Source organism: Streptomyces sp. 351MFTsu5.1 (assembly GCF_000383655.1).
Taxonomy (GTDB): Bacteria; Actinomycetota; Actinomycetes; order Streptomycetales; family Streptomycetaceae; genus Streptomyces; species Streptomyces griseorubiginosus.
In genome coordinates, this window is the sequence record NZ_KB911798.1 from 82,123 (window position 1) to 100,671 (window position 18,549).

Below are 18,549 nucleotides of genomic sequence, written 5' to 3' on the forward strand. Positions count from 1 at the left end.
GAGGCATCATGCAGCGCTTCGGGCGTCGCATCGCCGCGGCCGGCACGGCCGTGGTCTCATCGCTCCTTCTGGCACTCTCCCTCGCCGCGGTCCCCGCGCAGGCGGCGAGCCACAACCCGATCGTGTTCGTGCACGGTCTCAGCAGCGATGCGAGCAGCTGGGACGACTGGATCGCCGACTTCAAGGCGGACGGCTACAGCGCGTCCGAGCTTGACGCCTGGACGTACAGCTGGTCCCAGTCGAACGTGACCACCGCGCAGCAGCTGGCCACCGAGGTCCAGCGGGTCCTCAAGGCGACCGGCGCCTCCAAGGTCGACCTGGTCACCCACTCCATGGGTGCGCTGAGCGCCCGCTACTACCTGAAGAACCTGGGCGGCACGGCGTACGTGGACGACTTCGTGTCGGCGGCCGGCGTCAACCACGGGACGACCACGGCCTCCTTGTGCGCGTGGCTGTACACCTCGTGCGCGGAGATGAGCACCGGCAGCTCCTTCCTCACCGCACTCAACTCGGGTGACGAGACGCCGGGCAGCGTCTCCTACGCCAGTTACTGGTCCAACTGCGACGACGCCCTCACCCCGGACACCACGGCGATCCTGAACGGAGCGACGAACGTCGAGGTCGGATGCATTTCGCACACCGACATGAACAACGACTACGGCGTCTACCAGCAGGTGCGCGCCTTCGTGCAGTAGGCGCGCGAGGGGGTGCGACGGGGTCCCACGGGGGACAATCGCGGTACGACCCGTCCTCGGCGAGGGAGGCTGTCATGCCGCTACGGTCCGCCGGCACCGGCAAGGTGTCCCGGGATCCCGTCCACCACCCGCTCTTCGCCCGGTGCTACGAGCGGGCCAGCGTCGCCGCCGAGACAGGGCTGGGCATGGCCGGTGTGCGTCAGCGGCTGCTCGCCGGGCTGTCGGGGCGGGTGATCGAGATCGGCGCGGGCAACGGTCTGAACTTCGCGCACTATCCGGGCACGGTCTCCGAGGTCGTGGCGATCGAACCGGAGCGCCGGCTGCGGCAGTCGGCCCTGGAGTCCGCCCTGCGCTCCGAGGTGCCGGTCGATGTGGTGCCGGGCACCGCGGAGGCGCTGCCGGTCAAGAGCGAGGCCTTCGACGCCGTGGTCGTCTCGCTGGTGCTGTGCAGTGTGCGCGATGTGCCGCGCGCGCTGAGCGAGGCACGGCGGGTGCTGCGGCCGGGCGGGACCGTGCGGTTCTTCGAGCACGGCAGCGGCGGCGGGCCCGCGATGCGCTTCACCCAGCGCGCTCTGGACCGGACGGTGTGGCCGCTGCTGAGCGGCGGCTGCCATCTGTCCCGCGACCCGGTCGGGGCACTGCGCGGGGCCGGGTTCGAACTCGGTCCCTATCGGCGGATGTTGCTGCCGGAGAAGGGGCCGAAGCTGCCCCCGTCCTTCTGCGTGCTCGGCACCGCGTGGCGTCCCTCACCGGCGAACGGCTGATCTCAGGGCCGCCGTCCTGCAGGACGACTGGTCACAACGTCCACTTCCGCAGCTCGCGCGCGATGTCGTGCACCGAGGCGTCGCCCTTCTTGGCCACCTTGGCGAGATCACGGACGAGGACCGGCGAGGTGACGACCCTGAGGCCGCTGGCGACGAGGTAGGCGTAGGCGACCGCACAGGCGAAGAGTGCGTTCGTGCGCTCCAACGCCGGGACATGGATGAGGAGTTGCAGCAGCGCGGCGGCGCGCAGATGCGGGTTGTCGTAGACGGGGATGTCGAAGATCTCTGCCTCGTGCCGCGCCACGGCGGCGACCAGGGCACCCCAGTCGGTGACCTGGGGATCGCCGGGGGTCTTCTGCTCGGCGAGCATCAGCAGCCAGGCGAGATCGATGTGCAGATCGCTCAACGACCCTCGTTTTCCTTGCTGTCCCTGCCGAACTCCTCCGCGAAGACGGATTCGTACTGCTTCATGAAGTCGGCGGCGGCCTCGACGAAGGCCTGCCCTGCCTCTCCGGTGTCCTTCATGACCAGCTCCTCGATGTAGCGGTTGACGCTCACGCCACGGGCGAGGGCACGTTCACGGGCGGCGCGGGCGGTGCCCTCGTCCACCCGCACGTTCAACTGAGTCTTCGCCATACCTAGAAGCTAGCGCCGATCCGCTAGCACCGGCAAGGGGTGCCCAGGACAGAGCGGAAGGATGGCCCGTGCACGGGGTGCCCCTTACACCCGTGTCAGGGGCCCGACCTGGGAGGGAGGGCGCCTCGGCCGCAAGGGGGATATCGGGTGTGGGGCGGGTCACATTACCCTCGGCCCATGGCCACTGCTGCGGAGGACGCCCCCGAGACCGCTCCGACCGACGGGATCGCGGCCCGCGCCCGCGGTCTGACCAAGGCGTACGGCGGCGGCGAGACGGCCGTGCTCGCGCTGGACGCCGTGGACGTGGACATCGCGCGCGGTCGCTTCACCGCCGTCATGGGACCCTCGGGCTCCGGGAAGTCCACGTTGATGCACTGTCTGGCGGGCCTCGACACCGTCTCGGGTGGCCAGGTGTGGCTCGGCGACACCGAGATCACCGGGCTGAAGGATCGCGAGCTGACCCGGCTGCGCCGGGACCGGATCGGGTTCATGTTCCAGTCGTTCAATCTGATCCCGACGCTGAACGCGGCCGAGAACATCACCCTGCCCATGGACATCGCGGGCAAGAAGCCCGACGAGACGTGGCTGGACCAGGTGATCGACACCCTGGGACTGCGGGACCGCCTCAAGCATCGGCCCGCGCAGCTGTCCGGCGGTCAGCAGCAGCGGGTCGCGTGCGCCCGGGCGCTGGCCTCCCGGCCCGAACTGATCTTCGCGGACGAACCGACCGGCAACCTCGACTCGCGGGCCGGCCTGGAGGTGCTCGGCTTTCTGCGCGAGGCGGTCGACCAGCTGGGCCAGACCGTCGTCATGGTCACCCACGACCCGGGCGCCGCCGCCCACTCCGACCAGGTGCTCTTCCTCGGCGACGGACGGATCGTGGACAGCATGGAGCGGCCCACGGCCGAGGCGGTGCTGGAGCGCATGAAGCGGTTCGACGTGATCCGGGGGCAGTCCTCGCCCGGGGACGGCGGCTCGTCCCTCGTGAGCGGCAGCTCCTCCCCCGGCAACGGCGGCTCCTCCCCCGGGAGCGACGGCTCTTCCCCAGGTAGCGACGGCACCCCCGACGACGTGACCCCCGACAAGGACTGACCCCGTGCTGAAGGCGACCCTGCGCAGTTTCCTCGCCCACAAGGGGCGGCTGGTTCTCTCCGCTCTGGCCGTCGTCCTGTCCGTGGCCTTCGTCTCGGGCAGCCTGATCTTCTCCGACACGCTGAGCCGTACCTTCGACCGGCTCTTCGCCTCGTCGGCGCCCGACCTCACCGTCAGCCCGAAGGAAGACCTCAAGGAGGCCGTCCCCTCCGGGGCCACAGCCACCCTGCCGGCCGCGCTCGCCGACCGGGTGGCCCGGGTCGACGGCGTCGGGGCGGCCCGCTTCGACGCCGAGGCCGACGGGATCACCGTCGTCGACTCGCGGAACAAGTCGGTGGGCTCGACCACCGGCGCCCCCACCATCGGCACCGACTGGAACCCGACCTCGCGCAGCCCGGTGAAGCTCACCTCGGGGCACGCCCCGCACGGCGCCGACGAGGCCCTGCTCGACTCGGAGACCGCCGACCGCAAGAACCTGCGGATCGGTGACCCGCTGACCGTGATCGCGGGTCCCGGCTCGTTCAAGGTGCGGATCGTCGGCATCGTCACCTTCACCACCACCAACCCCGGTGCCTCGCTGGTCTACCTGGACCCGCCGACCGCGCAGACCAAGCTGCTCGGCTCCGCAACCGCCGCCACCAGCATCTCCGTGGACGCCGCCGACGGGGTGAGCAACGACCAGCTCAAGCAGCGGGTGGCCGCGGCGCTCGGCGCGGGCAGCTACGAGTACCGGACCGCCGCCGAACAGGCGAAGTCGGACATCGACCAACTGGGCGGATTTCTCGACGTCATCAAGTACGTGATGCTCGGATTCGCCGGGATCGCCGTCCTGGTCGGTGTCTTCCTCATCGTCAACACCTTCTCGATGCTGATCGCCCAACGCACCCGTGAACTGGGCCTGTTGCGCGCCCTCGGCGCCGACCGGCGGCAGGTCCGGCGCTCGGTGCTCACCGAGGCGACCCTGCTCGGGGTGGTCGCCTCGACGGTCGGCCTGGGCGCGGGCATCGGGCTGGCGGTCGGGCTCATCGCCCTGATGAACGCCTTCGGCATGAACATCGACACCGGGGAGATGGTCGTCGGCTGGGGCACGCCCGTCGCGGCGTACGTCGTCGGCGTGGGCGTCACCTTCGTCGCGGCCTACCTCCCGGCCCGGCGGGCGGCCGGTGTCTCCCCCATGGCGGCCCTCGCGGACGCAGAGATCGCCGGGATCGGACGGCCGTTGAAGGTCCGCGGGATCGTGGGCGGCCTGGTGGGCGCGGCGGGCGCCGGCGCGCTCGTGGGGTGCGTGCTCGCGTCGAGGACGGCGACGGCGGCCTCGCTGCTCGGCCTCGGTGTGGTCCTGACGCTGCTCGCGACCGTGATCGCGGGGCCACTGCTGGTGCGGCCGGTGATCCGGGTCCTGGGCGGCGCCTTCCCGGCGCTCTTCGGCCCGGTCGGGCGGATGAGCCAGCGCAACGCCCTGCGGAACCCCCGCCGCACCGGCGCCACCGCGGCCGCCCTCATGGTCGGACTCGCCCTGGTCGGCGGCATGTCGGTGGCCAGCGCCTCGATGTCGAAGTCGTTCGACGACCAGATCGACAAGACCCTGGGCGCCGACTTCGTCGTGCAGAACGGCAACTTCCTGCCCTTCCCGCAGGAGGTCACGGACGCGGTGCGGAAGACCGAGGGCGCCGGTCTCGTCGTACGGTCGAGGTTCGCGCCCGTCGCCGTGACGCTGCCCGACGGCAAGCGCGTCGAGACGACCGCCGCGGGCTACGACCCTCAGCTCGACGAGGTCGCCCACATCACCTACGCGCGGGGCGACACCGCGGCCGCGCTCGCACCCGGGCACCTGGCCATGGACCTGGACTTCGCGCGCGACCACGACGTGAAGGTCGGCAGCGGGATCCCCGTCGAGTTCCAGGGCGGCCGCCGGACCGAGCTGACCGTCGGCGCCCTCACCGACCAGGACTCCGCGGACGGGTTCGGGACGCAGGGCGGGATCTACTTCGGCCTGGACACGCTGGAGCGGTTCGCGCCGGGCGGCCAGGAGTCCGCGCTCTACGTCAACGCCGCACCCGGCACGAGCGCGGACCGGCTGCGCACCGCACTGGAGCGGACGCTGGACCGGTATCCGCAGGTCCAGGTGCGCGATCTGGCCGACTACAAGGACCTGGTGCACGACCAGATCGCGGTTCTGCTCTATCTCGTCTACGCGCTGCTGGGGCTGGCGATCGTCATCGCGGTGCTCGGGGTGGTCAACACCCTCGCCCTGTCGGTCGTGGAGCGCACCCGGGAGATCGGGCTGCTGCGTGCGATCGGGCTGGCCCGGCGTCAGCTGCGCCGGATGATCCGTCTGGAGTCGGTGGTCATCGCGGTGTTCGGCGCGGTGCTGGGGCTGGCACTGGGGCTGGTGTGGGGGGTGTGCACCCAGCAGGTGCTGGCGCTCCAGGGCCTGAACGCGCTGGCGATCCCCTGGGGCACGCTCGTGGCGGTCGTCGTCGGCTCGGCGGTGGTGGGCGTCGTGGCGGCGCTGCTTCCGGCCCTGCGTGCCTCGCGCATGAACGTACTGGCGGCCATCGCGCACGAATGACGGCATCGCGGGGCAGGAAACTCAAGTCGCTTACCGCTGAGGAGAGTTCATGCCCCACGCCGATCAGCCTCGCCTGGATGAGCCGCGCCCCGATCAGACCCGCCCTGACGAACCCCGGCCCGATCACACCCGCCGTGACGGGTCCAGCCCCGATGAGCCCCGCCCCGATAGGTCCCGGCAAGATCACCCCCACCCCCTTCGGCCGCGCCCCTTCCGCTTCGCCGTCAATCTGACCGCCGCCGCCACCGACGAGGTCTGGCGCTCCAGGTGCCGGCAGGCCGAGGAGCTCGGGTACGACGTCATCCTGGTCCCCGACCATCTCGGCAAGGTCGCGCCCTTCCCGGCGCTGGTCGCGGCGGCGGAGGTCACCGAGCGGCCACGGCTCGGCACGTTCGTGCTCAACGCCGGCTTCTGGAACCCGGCGCTGCTCGCCCGCGAGGCCGCCACGGTGGACGTCCTCACCGGGGGCCGCCTCGAACTGGGCCTGGGCACCGGCTATGTGCAGTCCGAGCACGACCGGGCCGGGCTGCCCTTCGGGTCGGCGGGCGAGCGGGTGGACCATCTCCGGCACACGGTCGAGGAGTTGGAACGGCTGCTGTCCGCCGAGGACCACGTGCCGCGGCCGGTGCAGCGGCCCCGGGTGCCCCTGCTGATCGGCGGGATCGGCAACCGGATGCTGCGGCTGTCCGCCGAGCACGCCGACATCACGGCCTTCACCGGGGCGACGCTGGTGCCGGGGAACACGACCGGCAAGCTGATCCCGACCACCGCCGAGCAGCTCGACGAACGCGTCGCGCACTACCGGCGGCTGGCCGAGGGCCGCAAGGAACCGGCCGAACTGAACCTGCTCGTCCAGACGGTGGTCGTCACCGACGACCGGGAGGCCGTCGCCACCCCGTTCCTGCACCGGTTCCCGGACCTCACCCTTCAGCAGGCCCTCGACCTGCCCATCATGCTGATCGGCACGGTCGAGGAGATCGTCGCCCAGGTGCTGGCCCAGCGCGAGCGGTACGGCTTCACGTACCTGACGGTGCTGGAGGCGTCCATGGAGGCGTTCGCACCGGTGATGGCGGAGCTGCGGGGGCGCTAGTCGCCGAGGCCGGGTCCTGCGGGGCGGTACCGGCGGAGCCGCCGGGCGGCAGACGTCCGGATGGTGGAATTCCGGGTGCCGTGCCGTCTCGCGTGATGGGATCGCCGTATGACCGACCTGCGCATACGGGCCGCCGTGCCCGACGACCTGGACACCGTGCTGGCCTTCTGGAAGCAGGCCGCCGAAGGCACGAGCATCAGCGACGACCGGGACGGCGTGGAGCGCCTGGTGTCCCGCGACCCCGAGGCGCTGATCCTCGCGGAGCTCGACGGTGAGCTGGTGGGGACGGTGATCGCGGGCTTCGACGGCTGGCGGTGCCATCTGTACCGGCTCGCGGTGCACCCCGAGCGCAGGCGGCGGGGCATCGGGGCCGCGCTGCTCACGGCCGCCGAGGAGCATTTCGTACGGCTGGGCGGGCGGCGCGGGGACGCGATGGTGCTGGTGCGCAACGAAACCGCACAGCACGCGTGGCGCGCCGCTGGGTATGCGCCCGAGGAGAAGTGGCGGCGCTGGGTGAAGCCCTTCGCCGGCTAGGACGGGCGATCCTGGGGACCCTGTCCGATCATGGGACGGAGGTGACCCGATGACCGAAGTGCTCCTTCTGCTGGTCGCGATCCTGCTGTCGCTGGCCTGCGGTGCCTTCGTGGCCGCGGAGTTCTCGCTGACGACGGTCGAGCGCGGACAGCTGGAGCGTGCGGCGGAGCGCGGCGAGCGGGGTGCGTCCGGCGCCCTGAAGGCCGTACGGAACCTGACGTTCCAGCTGTCCGGGGCGCAGCTCGGGATCACCGTCACCAACCTGGTCGTCGGCATGCTCGCCGAACCGTCGATCGCGGCGCTGATCGCCGGGCCGCTGGAGTCGCTCGGGATCCCGGCGTCCACGTCGAGGTCGCTGGCGCTGGTGCTCGGCACCGCGCTGTCCACCGTGTTCCTGATGGTGGTGGGCGAGCTGGTGCCGAAGAACTGGGCGATCTCCTCGCCGCTGGCGGTGGCCAAGCGGGTGGGCACCGCGCAGAGCTGGTTCAGCGCGGCCTTCCGCCCCTTCATCACGCATCTCAACAACACCGCCAACCGGGTCGTACGGCGCTTCGGCGTGGAGCCCGCGGAGGAGCTGGCCTCGGCGCGCGGGCCGCAGGAGCTGGCCGCGCTCGCCCGGCACTCCGCGCGCGAGGGCGCGCTGGAGGCGGACACCGCCGAACTGTTCGTGCGCACGCTCAACCTCGCCGACCTGACGGCGGAGAACGTGATGACCCCGCGCGTGCAGGTGGTCGCCCTCGACGTCCAGGCGACCTGCGAGGACGTGGCGAACGTGACGCGCGCGACCGGGCTGTCCCGGTTCCCCGTCTACCGCGGCAGCCTCGACTCGGTGGTGGGCATCGCGCACATCAAGGACGTGCTCGCGGTACCGGCCGAACGGCGGCCCCGGGCCTCGGTCGCCGAGCTGCTGCGTGAGCCGCTGCTGGTGCCGGAGTCCCTCACCGTGGACCGGCTGCTGGACCGGCTGTCCGGCAAACGGACGATGGCGGTAGTCATCGACGAGTACGGCGGAACCGCGGGCGTGGCCACGCTGGAGGACATCGTCGAGGAGGTGGTCGGCGAGGTGCGGGACGAGCACGACCCGCACGAGACCCCCGACCTGGCCCCCGCCGGCACCGACGACGAGGGCAGGCAGCTGTTCCACGCCGACGGTTCGGCACGGACGGACCAGCTCGCCCGAGTGGGCCTGCGGCCGCCCGAGGGGCCGTACGAGACGCTGGCAGGCCTGGTGGCGACGGAGCTCGGGCGGATCCCGGCCGTCGGCGACTCGGTGGAGGTCGCCGGCTGGCGGCTGGACGTGGTGGACGCGCAGGGGCGCCGGGCCGCGCGGGTGCTGCTGCACGCGCCGCCGATCGACAGCTCCGGGGAGTCCGAAGGGGCCGTACGGAAGTCCGGGGAGGGGGCCGAATGACCGTCGTCCAGCTGCTGATCGGTCTGGCGACCCTCGTCGTCAACGCCTTCTTCGTGGGCGCGGAGTTCGCACTGATCTCGGTGCGGCGCAGCCAGGTCGAGACCTACGCCGAACAGGGCGACCGGCGGGCGAAGAGCGTGCTGTGGGGCCTGGAGCACGTCTCCGCGCTGATGGCGGCCGCTCAGCTCGGGATCACGTTGTGCACGCTGGTCCTGGGTGTGGTCGCGGAGCCGGCCATCGCGCATCTGCTGGAGCCGGTGTTCCACGCGGTGGGCGTGCCGGAGGGCGCGGGGCACGCGGTGTCCTTCGTCATCGCGCTGGCCCTGGCGACCTATCTGCACATGCTGCTCGGCGAGATGGTCCCGAAGAACATCGCGCTCGCGGAACCGGTGCGCAGCGCGCTGATGCTGGGACCGCCCCTGGTCACCCTGGCGCGCGGGCTGCGCCCGGTGATCTTCGCGATCAACGCCTTCGCCAACGCCCTGCTGAAACTCCTGCGGGTGGAGACGAAGGACGAGGTCACGGCCACCTTCTCGGACGCCGAGCTGGCCCGGATCGTCCGGGACTCCGGTGAGGCGGGCCTGATCGACGAGCGGGCACGGGAGCGGCTGCACGACGCGCTGGAACTGGGCCGCCGGCCGGTGCGGGACGTGGTGATGCCGCTGGAGCGGGTCGTGTACGCGCGCGTGGGCGTCACCCCGGAGCAGTTGGAGGCGCTGTCGGCCGAGTCCGGGTTCTCGCGCTTCCCGGTGGTGGACGAGGGGCGGCGGATCGTCGGCTATCTGCACGTCAAGGACGCGCTGGACGCCTCGCCGCGGGACCTGCCGTTCTCGGTGCGCGACATGCGGCCGATCGCCCGGATCCGGGAGAGCACACCCCTGGACGACGTCCTGACGGCGATGCGGCGCAGCCGTACCCATCTGGCGGCGGTCCTGGGAGCGGACGGGCGCCTCGCGGGCCTGGTGACGATGGAGGACGTGCTGCGCGAGCTGTTCGGTCGACGGGTGTGAGCGGTGGCTCCGAGTGATCCAGGGGCGACCGACCGTCGGGTATGTGCACGGGATACGATTTCTTCCGCCATGCAGACGAATCCCACTTACTCCAGCCTGGTCGCGGTCGGCGACTCCTTCACCGAGGGCATGTCGGACCTGCTCCCGGACGGCACCTACCGGGGCTGGGCCGATCTCCTCGCCGGCCGGATGGCCGCCGTGACGCCCGGCTTCCGCTACGCGAACCTCGCGGTGCGCGGCAAGCTGATCCAGCAGATCGTCGACGAGCAGGTCGATGTGGCCGCGGCGATGCAGGCGGACGTGATCACGCTGGTGGGCGGTCTCAACGACACCCTGCGGCCCAAGGTCGACATGGTCCGGGTGCGCGACCTGCTGACGGAGGCGGTGGAGCGACTCGCCCCGTCCTGCAAGCAGCTGGTGCTGATGCGCAGCCCCGGCCGTGAGGGGCCGGTCCAGGTGCGTTTCCGGCCGCGCATGGAGGAGCTGTTCACGGTCGTCGACGAGCTCGCCGCCCGGCACGGCGCTCTGGTCGTCGATCTGTACGGCGCGCCCTCGCTCTCCGACCAGCGCATGTGGGACGTGGACCGGCTGCACCTGACGGCCGAGGGCCACCGCCGCGTCGCCGAAGCGGTGTGGCAGACCCTCGGCTACGACCCCGAGGACACGGAGTGGCGTACTCCGCTGCCGGCCACCGTGCCGCCGAAGTGGCTGGCCCGCCGGATCGCTGACGTCCGCTTCACCCGGCAGCACCTTCTGCCCTGGATCGGCCGCCGCCTGACGGGCCGCTCCTCGGGGGACGGCATGCCGCCCAAGCGCCCCGACCTCCTGCCCTACGACCGCTAGGACACCGTGCACACGCGCGTGGTGAACGTCCGGGGCCGGCTCCACGAGTACGGCCCCCGGCTGGAACACGCGCCCGCCGACCTCGTCTACGTCGGCCGCCGCTGGACAATGGGCGGCTGGGACCTGCCGAGACACCCCCTCTACAACCCCTTCGCCTACGACACCCCCACGCGCCGCAGGGACGGCACGCGGGCCGAGGTGATGGCGAAGTACCGGGCGTACCTGCTGGAGCGGCCGGATCTGCTCGCCCTGGTGCCCGAGCTGCGGGGCAGGGCGCTGGCCTGCTGGTGCGCACCCGAACTGTGCCACGCCGGTGTCCTGGCGGAGCTCGCGGAAACGCTCTCGTAGGTTCCGACGAACGGGGCCCCGGCGCCGGCCTGCACGGATCGCCAGTAGAACCCGCACACTCACCGGCGCTCACGCGGAGACCAGTGCCCGGTTGAGGGTCGTCTCGGTCACAGTGGCGGAGAAAGCGACGGTTGCACGGCCTGGGGCGGTTGGGTAGGTGCACGGCCACCATCGCGAACACTCCCACTCCTCATAGGGCAGTCAGTCCGCCGGCTGAACCGGTCCTTTCCGCCCCTGCACCTGAACCGCCCTGCCGCTGTCGCGTCTGCGACTCCCCTGTCCTCAACCTTCGTTGGGGACTCACCAGTGCCTCGATGTAGCGCTGGCGGGCAAGTACCGCCCCGCCCACGGCAATGGCATGCCGGGCGAGTTCCCCAGGCACGATGCGAAGAGCCTGGAAGGCGGGCGGCGCGACCCGCCGTCGCAGGGCCGCCTGCAGCCCTGAGATCACGAAGGTGGCGCCCGCTCCGAGGTCGGCGTCGACGACGAGGGTGTCGGGGTTGAGCAGGGTGAGGAAACCCGCGAGGGGCTCGGCGAGGGTGCGGCCGATGTCGATGAGATAGTGCTGTGCCCGCGGATCGTGCTGTGCTCGGCCGAGCACGTCATGCATGCCCGTGGCCTCGTCGAAGAAGGCCAACAGGTCGCCCGGGTGGGCCAGATGGCCACGAGGGGTGGTGGCGAGGCAGCCGCGGCCGCCGCACGCGCAGAGGGTGCCGTCCTCGCTGACGCTGACATGGGCCAGTTCCCCGGCAACACCTGCGGCGCCGTTGAAGAGACGGCCGTTGATCACGATTCCGGCGCCGTAGCCTCTCAGTACGCTGAGGCAGACGGCCGCTCTGGCACCTCGGGCAGCACCGTGCTCGGCCTCACCGAGTGCGGCGAGATTCGCGTCGTTGGCCACCTGAAGGGGCAGCATGAATGCTGCTTCGAGGGCCAGTACGGGATCGGCCCGCATCCAGGCCGGTACGGGACCGGCAGGCCTCCAGGCCGGTACGGGCGCGGCTCGCGAAGGGCCGCCAGGCCCGTGCGGGCGGGCGTGCCAGAGCCCCCGGCCGTCCCTGAGCACCGGCATGCCCAGTGCGACGACCATCGAGTCGGGCGGTGTCGCCGTCATGCGCTTGATGTTCTCCGTGATACCCGTGATGACCGCGGACATCGACCGTTCGGCTCGGGCCGGCAGGTCGGCCCGGCCCAGTACGCGTCCGTCGTAACTCACCAGGGTCGTCGCCTGCACGTGGTGGCCGAACTCGACGACGGCGACGGTGCGGTTGGCGAGTGCGATGTGCAGCACGGTGGCGGGCCGGCCTGCGCCCGCACGGGGCGCTGTGTCCTCGTCCTCGACCAGCAGCCCGCGCTCGAGCAGGCCGCTGACGGCGGCCGTGAGAGTGGTGCGGGGCAGTCCCGTCACCAGCGAGAGCTGTCGCCGGCTCGCCCTGCCGAGGGACTGAAGGGCAAGAAGAACGCTTTGCTCACCCGGGCGCAGTGCGGCCGTTTCGCGATTCATCGCCAGATCGTAAATCCATTGGTCGGGCGGCCACGTGCCGAGCCGCGATATCGAGAACGCGCTGCCGCCGCCGGCCGGTGACGTAAAAGCCGTAACGGAATGAAGGTAGAACGGCCGAACACGACCGTCAATGCTTCATACAGCGAAGGGATTAGGCCCGATCCAGGCCGAATTCAAGAGGGAGTAACGGAGCTCCGTGGCCAGCTGCGTGACCTGCCGATTCCCCGACCGTCGGGTCAATTCACCTTTCTCGTTCCTGTCCGGATCGTTGACGTGCCGGAAACCTGGCGCCTACCGTCCTCCCGCCGATGACGTTCGATTGATGGCCAGAGGAAAGCTCTCCGAGCCGGGCACAGGGATCCGGCCTTCTTTGATTTCACTCCTTGAACACGAAGGCCGAGCCGATTCGCCTCGTGTTCGCCAACACTGCCGAGGTGCCGCATGAGACCAAGTATTTCGCGCAGAAGTTTCGTCGCGGCGGCGGTCGCGACCGCTGCCGCCGCCACCGGTGTGGCCGCCGGGGCCGGGCCCGCGGAGGCACGCGGTGGCGTGGCCCGGGTGACCGGGAACAGCAGGGTCGACCGCCTGCTCGCCGTGATGACGCTCGACGAGAAGCTGTCCATGATCGAGGGGCAGCCGGAGAATGCCGCGACCAACGAGTACGAGGCCGGCTACCTCGCCGGTGTGCCCCGGCTCGGCATCCCGCCACTGCGGCTGAGCGACGGTCCGCCCGGAGTCATCACCCGCCGGGACTCCACCGGCATGACGTCCACCATGGCTCTGGCAGCCACCTTCAGCACCGCGGACGCCGAGGAGAACGGCAAGGTCATCGGGCGCGACGCGAGGTCGCTGGGGCAGGACCTCGTCCTGGAGCCCTTCGTCAATCTGGACCGGGACACCAGCTGGAGCCGGGGCTTCAACACGTACGGCGAGGATCCCCTGTTGACCGCCCGGACCGGCGCCGCGGTGATCACCGGCATCCAGAGCCAGGGCACCATGGCGCAGGTCAAGCACTACATCGCATACGACGGCGGCAACGACGTCGTAGTGGACTCGCAGACCCTGCACGAGGTGTATCTCCAGCCGTTCGACGCCGCCGTCAAGGCCGGTGTCACCTCGGTGATGTCGTCGTACAACAAGGTCAACGGCGAGTACGCGAGCCACAACGCGTACCTGCTCACCACCGTGCTGCGCGGGGAACTCGGGTTCAAGGGCTTCGTGACCTCCGACTGGGGCGCCAACCACGGCACCACGTCCATCAACGCGGGCCTGGACATGGAGATGCCGGGCGGTGGCGGCCCCAGTGGCGTCTCGATCACCCCCTACTTCACCAAGGAGAAGATGAAGGCGGCCCTCGCGGACGGGACGGTGACGGAAGCCACCGTCACTCGCGCCGTGGGGCGCATCCTGTACCAGATGGACCGCTTCGGCCTGCTGACCGGCGCCTCCAAACACACCGTCACCCCCCTGAAGACCGCCCGGAACCAGGCAGTCCTGCTCCGGACGGCGCAGCGGTCGGCCACGCTGCTGAAGAACAAGAACGGTGCCCTGCCGCTGAACGCCTCCGACCTGGGCTCGCTCGCCCTCATCGGCGCCGGCGCCGGACAGACCATCGCCACCAACAGCGGCGGTGAGGCGGCCGGAGGTCTGCTGGGCGAACAGACCAGTGCCCTCAACGCGTTGCGCGCCCGGGCCAAGAACGCCCGGATCACCTACGCGGTCGGCGGCGACCTCACCGGCTCCCCCGTGCCCGCCTCCGCGCTCGGCCACGACGGCGCGGCGGGACTGGTGCGCACCACCGACGGCGCCACCCGTACCGACAGCGTCCTCGACTTCACCACCGCGGGCGGCGACGCCCTGCCCCCGGGCACCGCCGCCACCTGGACCGGCACCCTGACCGTCCCCACCGAGGGCGACTACTGGCTCAACATCCAGGCCCTCGGCGCCACCGGCAAGCTCGTCGTCGACGGCAGGACGCTCACCACGGTGGGCGCGGGATTCGGCGCCGCGCCCCGTTACGGCGTCGTCCACGCCACCGACGGCAACGCGCCCACCGCGACCACGGACGGCCTCGCCAACGGCCGTACCAAGGTGCATCTCAAGGCCGGGCCGCACACGGTGTCCGTCACCGCCGCCCCCGACGTCTCCGGGGCCCCCGTCCAGATACGTCTCAACTGGGTCACCCCCGAGCAGGCCAAGGCAGACCACGACGCCGCCGTCGCCGCCGCGCGAAAGGCGAGAACAGCCGTGGTCTTCGTGTGGAACACCGGGTCCGGGGACCTGTCGGCCGCGCTCCCGGACGACCAGGACCAGTTGGTCGCCGACATCGCCGCCGTCAACACGAACACCATCGTGGTGCTCCAGGCCAACCAGCCGGTAGCGCTGCCCTGGCTGGACAAGGTGAACGCGGTCCTGGACACCTACTTCGGCGGTGACCAGGCCGGTGTCGCGGCCGCGGACATCCTGCTCGGCGCGGTCAACCCCAGCGGCCGGCTCCCCTTCACCTGGCCCAAGGACATCTCCCAGGAGGTCGCCCACGACCCCGCCCACCCGGAGCGGTCCAGCAAGGGGGTCGACGGGGTGACCACCTACTCCGAAGGCATCAACATCGGCTACCGCCACTTCGAAGCCACCGGGCAAACACCGCTCTTCCCCTTCGGGTACGGCCTGTCCTACACCACGTTCCGCCACGACGACCTGCGGGTCGCACACTCCCGCGACGGCGGACTCGACGTCACCGTCACGGTCACCAACACCGGCCGCACCGAGGGAACCGACGTGGTGCAGGTCTACCTCGGCGCACCCCGACAGGCGCCCAGCGGCGTACAGTTCGCACCCAAGGCGCTGGCCGCGTACGAGAGGGTCACGGTGAAGCCCGGACGGGGCCGCAGAGTCACCCTGCACATCGCGCCGCGGCAGCTCCGGTACTGGAGCGACAAAACCGGCTGGACCCTCGCCACCGGCCCCCGTGACGTGCTGGTCGGCGCATCCGCCCGCGACATCGCGCTCAGCCGGCAGGTGAACATCACCGGACGCTGACCGAACCGGTCACCCGTCCGCGGTTCCCGCGAGCCGCGCCTCAACCGTCGGCGGCATGCCTGGCTGGTATCCAGGGCCTCGGCCACCGTTGATCGTCAGTCGGCGGAAGGGCACTGACGGATCAACGGTGGCCGCTGGTCACCCCGCACCGGCTGCTCCTGCCTGGACGTCAGCGGCGTCCCAGGAACGGCGGAGCAGACCTCACATGCCTACGTGTCAACGGCCGGACTGTGCGTCGATGCTGTTCCAGAAGCCGCACTGGTGGTCGGTCTTGTACGCGGCACTCGTGATCGCCGCGCTGCCGCCGGGACGCAGCGACATCAGGTGGCCGCTGCGATAGGAGGGCCAGGCGGCCTGATGGGGCGCATGCGTGTTCGGGGAGCCGGTGCGGATGAAGGATCCCCAGTAGTCGGTCATCTCCTTCGCGAGTCGGCGCTGTGTCGTGGTGAACTGCGCCGACAGGGGCTCATCGCCACCGAAGTGGGCCCAGAGGTAGGGGAGTTCCGTAGCGTGCGCGGCACCGGCGTCGAAGCCCGGCAGCGCGGCGGACAGCGCTGACGGGGCGTCCTGGTCGTCGAACTCGTAGAAGTACGTACGAGCCTGTTCGTCGGCGAAGTCCTGTCCCAACTGCTCCGCAGGGCAACCGCCGAGGCCGATCATGTAGCCGCTGTCCGTCCACACGTCGCCCACCGCATACGTTGCGGTGTACGGACTCGGGTAGGACCGGTAGGGGTAGCGGGCGAGGACCGCGTCGGCGGCGGTGCCGTACTGGTCACGCATGGCCTGTTCGTACTGGGCCTCGGTGGCCGCCGAGTAGGAGAGAGCGAACATGCGCGCTTCGTCATGGTTGACGCCGATCAGCACCGGGACGTGGTTGAAGCGTCCGGAGCTGAGTGCCGTGCCCGGGGGGAGTGGGAGTTCCGCTGTTCCCGAGGTGGGCAGCAGGGTGCCGGAACTGTCGGCGAGGCTGCCGGACGCTGCCAGGAGCTCGTCGGCCGACCGGGTGCGCAGACAGGCGGCCAGTGTCGCGGGGCCGGTGCAGCCGACCGCGTTCGCGTAGGCCGTGCTCCGCGCGGTGGCCTCGGTCCGCGTGAGGCTCTCGCAGACGCCGCTCTCCATGATCGCTTTGCTGAACAGACGGCCGGCCTTCGGCGAGGCGACCAGTCCACACACCGAAATGGCGCCGGCGGACTCGCCGGCGATGGTCACCTGGCCGGGGTCGCCGCCGAACGAGGCGATGTTGCGCTGGGTCCATTCCAGGGCAGCGATCTGGTCGAGCATGCCGTAGTTTCCGTCGCCGTCGGCGCTGAGGCCGGGCACGTTGAGGTATCCGAACACACCGAGCCGGTAGTTGATGGAGACGACCACGGCGTTCTGGCTGTCGGCGATCTGCGAGCCGTCGTACTCGTTGCCGGAGCCGTTCTTGAGCGAACCGCCGTGGATCCAGAGGAGCACCGGGAGGCGCTTGTGCCCGGTGTTTGCGCCCGTCGGTGTGTAGACGTTGAGGTACAGGCAGTCCTCACTGTCCATGGTGGCGGACGTGGTGCCACGCCCGCCCGACTGCAGGCACTGGGCCGCGTACTCGGTCGCCTTTCGTACCCCCGACCACGATGTGGCCCGTCGCGGAGGCTGCCAGCGCAACGTGCCGACAGGTGCGGCGGCGTAGGGGACACCGAGGTACTGGTCGGCCGAGTCGGCGTGCTTGCCCTGGAGCTTGCCGGTGTCGGTCGCGACGACGAGTCCGCCGCTGCCCGCCGGTGCGGCAGTGACCGGCGTGGTCAACGCCACCGCGAGGCACGCGGTGGCCAGCGCCACCAGGCCCCCGCGCAGGGTTGTCCGCCGTTTTTGTGTGGTTCCGCCTCTGAAGAAACCCAGCATGTCGTCCTCTTCTTGAGAAGGTCCGCGGGATGTACGAGAAGCAGGTGCGCCGCACAGTGCACCACCTGGCCCGCGCGGGACCACCGTGATCGGTTCGCTCACCGGACTGCGCGGCGAGATGCGCGACCCCGGGGTGCGGCGGATGTTCACGGGCGCCTACGCCTTCCGTCCCCTGTGGGGCGACAGCAGCGCCTTCCACGGTCTCGGGGGCTGCCAGTACCAGCGCCTCACGGCCCAGCCCTTGAAGCGCCACCGCGCACCTTCTACTACGAGTTCAACGACCCACACCCGCCTACCGGCGGGCCCTCGACCAGGTATGACCCGGGGCTTCGCATGCCGGCGACATGGCCTACCTGTTGCCCTCGGCGCACTCGAAGCTGCTCACTCCCGAACAGCAGCAGTTGTCCGGGGATGGTGCGCTACTGGGGTTCGTTCGTGAAGCACGGCAACCCTGCCGCAGTTCGAGTTCTTGCCGCGCAGGCAGGCGTTTCCACGTCATTACGCGGCAAGCTCACAGGCGGGCCGCCGGGACCGTGACGGCCGGCTGCGGCGTCGCTGGTTCGGCTGGACTCGTCCCGGAGGGGCCAGGGGGCCACAGCAGGCTCGTCATGTCGAGCCAGGCGTCCGGTCGGTGCCCAGCGGGGCACCGACCAGGGACTGCAAGGAGCGGACCAGGCGCGCGGCGTCTGCGCTGGAGAGTGGGGCGAGGAAGCGGCGTTCCATCTCCTGGCGGGCAGATTCGGCGTTCTGCAGGCGCTTTTGGCCCGCGGTCGTCAGCTGCACGATGTTCTTGCGCCGATCCTGGGGACTGCGGCGCCGCTCGACGAGTTCCTTGTCCTGCAGGGCATCCACGAGAGCCACCATCGTCGTGCGGTCGATGCCCAGTTTCCCCGCCACGTCCAGTTGGGACAGCTCGTCATGTGCGTCGAGGACGACGAGAACGGCCAGTTCGCGGCCATCGATCCCATACGGAGCCAAGGCCAGTGAGGACTCCTCGGTCAGCCGCAGGTACGCGTGCTTGAGCAGATAACCGAGGCGGGAGGTGAGGACCTCGGGCGGTGCGTGGTGCGTCATGGCCGCATCGTATCGAAGACTGATAGTCAGCATCGCTGATGATCCGCTACGGTGACGGT

At 70.6% G+C, this 18,549-nt stretch carries 16 protein-coding genes; 11 read left to right on the forward strand and 5 right to left on the reverse strand.

Annotated features, from left to right (window positions below; genetic code table 11):
* Positions 1-8: 8 nt before the first annotated feature.
* Both H295_RS0137365 and H295_RS0137370 read left to right on the forward strand, forming a co-directional pair.
* A complete protein-coding gene (locus H295_RS0137365) occupies positions 9-695 on the forward strand; it encodes an esterase/lipase family protein (protein WP_020140472.1) in 687 nt (228 codons plus the stop codon).
* Positions 696-769: 74 nt separating this feature from the next.
* Positions 770-1,459 (forward strand): class I SAM-dependent methyltransferase, encoded by a 690-nt coding sequence (locus H295_RS0137370; protein ID WP_020140473.1) that lies wholly within the window; start codon positions 770-772, stop codon positions 1,457-1,459.
* Positions 1,460-1,490: 31 nt separating this feature from the next.
* Here the strand turns inward: H295_RS0137370 and H295_RS0137375 are convergent, their stop codons facing one another.
* Entirely contained in the window at positions 1,491-1,865 is a 375-nt protein-coding gene (locus tag H295_RS0137375; RefSeq protein ID WP_020140474.1) for a hypothetical protein, read from the reverse strand.
* Entirely contained in the window at positions 1,862-2,095 is a 234-nt protein-coding gene (locus H295_RS0137380; RefSeq protein WP_020140475.1) for a hypothetical protein, read from the reverse strand. The genes H295_RS0137375 and H295_RS0137380 overlap by 4 nt, the downstream gene beginning before the upstream one ends.
* Before the next feature lie 177 nt (positions 2,096-2,272).
* On the opposite strand from H295_RS0137380, the gene H295_RS0137385 reads away from it, so the two are divergent.
* The 8 genes from H295_RS0137385 (at position 2,273) to H295_RS0137420 (ending at position 10,995) form a co-directional block, all read left to right on the forward strand.
* On the forward strand, positions 2,273-3,187 hold the full coding sequence (locus tag H295_RS0137385; protein WP_020140476.1) for an ABC transporter ATP-binding protein: 915 nt from the start codon (positions 2,273-2,275) through the stop codon (positions 3,185-3,187).
* 4 nt (positions 3,188-3,191) lie between these two features.
* Positions 3,192-5,759: an ABC transporter permease gene (locus tag H295_RS0137390; RefSeq protein ID WP_020140477.1), complete on the forward strand. Its 2,568-nt coding sequence runs from the start codon at positions 3,192-3,194 to the stop codon at positions 5,757-5,759.
* Between the two features lie 49 nt (positions 5,760-5,808).
* Complete coding sequence (locus H295_RS0137395) at positions 5,809-6,849, forward strand: LLM class F420-dependent oxidoreductase (protein ID WP_020140478.1); 1,041 nt, start codon at positions 5,809-5,811, stop codon at positions 6,847-6,849.
* A 108-nt stretch (positions 6,850-6,957) separates the two neighbouring features.
* A complete protein-coding gene (locus H295_RS0137400) occupies positions 6,958-7,383 on the forward strand; it encodes a GNAT family N-acetyltransferase (protein ID WP_020140479.1) in 426 nt (141 codons plus the stop codon).
* A 49-nt stretch (positions 7,384-7,432) separates the two neighbouring features.
* Positions 7,433-8,794, forward strand: a complete 1,362-nt coding sequence (locus tag H295_RS0137405) for a hemolysin family protein (protein ID WP_020140480.1) — start codon at positions 7,433-7,435, stop codon at positions 8,792-8,794.
* Positions 8,791-9,804, forward strand: a complete 1,014-nt coding sequence (locus H295_RS0137410) for a hemolysin family protein (RefSeq protein ID WP_020140481.1) — start codon at positions 8,791-8,793, stop codon at positions 9,802-9,804. The genes H295_RS0137405 and H295_RS0137410 overlap by 4 nt, the downstream gene beginning before the upstream one ends.
* 69 nt (positions 9,805-9,873) lie before the next feature.
* Complete coding sequence (locus tag H295_RS0137415; RefSeq protein WP_020140482.1) at positions 9,874-10,647, forward strand: SGNH/GDSL hydrolase family protein; 774 nt, start codon at positions 9,874-9,876, stop codon at positions 10,645-10,647.
* A 6-nt stretch (positions 10,648-10,653) separates the two neighbouring features.
* Positions 10,654-10,995: a DUF4326 domain-containing protein gene (locus H295_RS0137420; protein ID WP_028810107.1), complete on the forward strand. Its 342-nt coding sequence runs from the start codon at positions 10,654-10,656 to the stop codon at positions 10,993-10,995.
* A gap of 190 nt (positions 10,996-11,185) precedes the next feature.
* Here the strand turns inward: H295_RS0137420 and H295_RS44870 are convergent, their stop codons facing one another.
* On the reverse strand, positions 11,186-12,499 hold the full coding sequence (locus H295_RS44870) for an ROK family protein (RefSeq protein ID WP_078616864.1): 1,314 nt from the start codon (positions 12,497-12,499) through the stop codon (positions 11,186-11,188).
* Positions 12,500-12,940: 441 nt separating this feature from the next.
* Here H295_RS44870 and H295_RS0137430 point away from each other — a divergent pair, with 441 nt between their 5' ends.
* Entirely contained in the window at positions 12,941-15,538 is a 2,598-nt protein-coding gene (locus H295_RS0137430; RefSeq protein ID WP_028810108.1) for a beta-glucosidase family protein, read from the forward strand.
* Positions 15,539-15,754: 216 nt separating this feature from the next.
* Here the strand turns inward: H295_RS0137430 and H295_RS44180 are convergent, their stop codons facing one another.
* The gene (locus H295_RS44180) at positions 15,755-17,416 is read right to left on the reverse strand and encodes a carboxylesterase/lipase family protein (protein ID WP_078616865.1); all 1,662 of its coding nucleotides are present in this window, start codon (positions 17,414-17,416) and stop codon (positions 15,755-15,757) included.
* A gap of 606 nt (positions 17,417-18,022) precedes the next feature.
* Entirely contained in the window at positions 18,023-18,490 is a 468-nt protein-coding gene (locus H295_RS0137440) for a MarR family winged helix-turn-helix transcriptional regulator (RefSeq protein WP_020140487.1), read from the reverse strand.
* Positions 18,491-18,549: the final 59 nt, after the last annotated feature.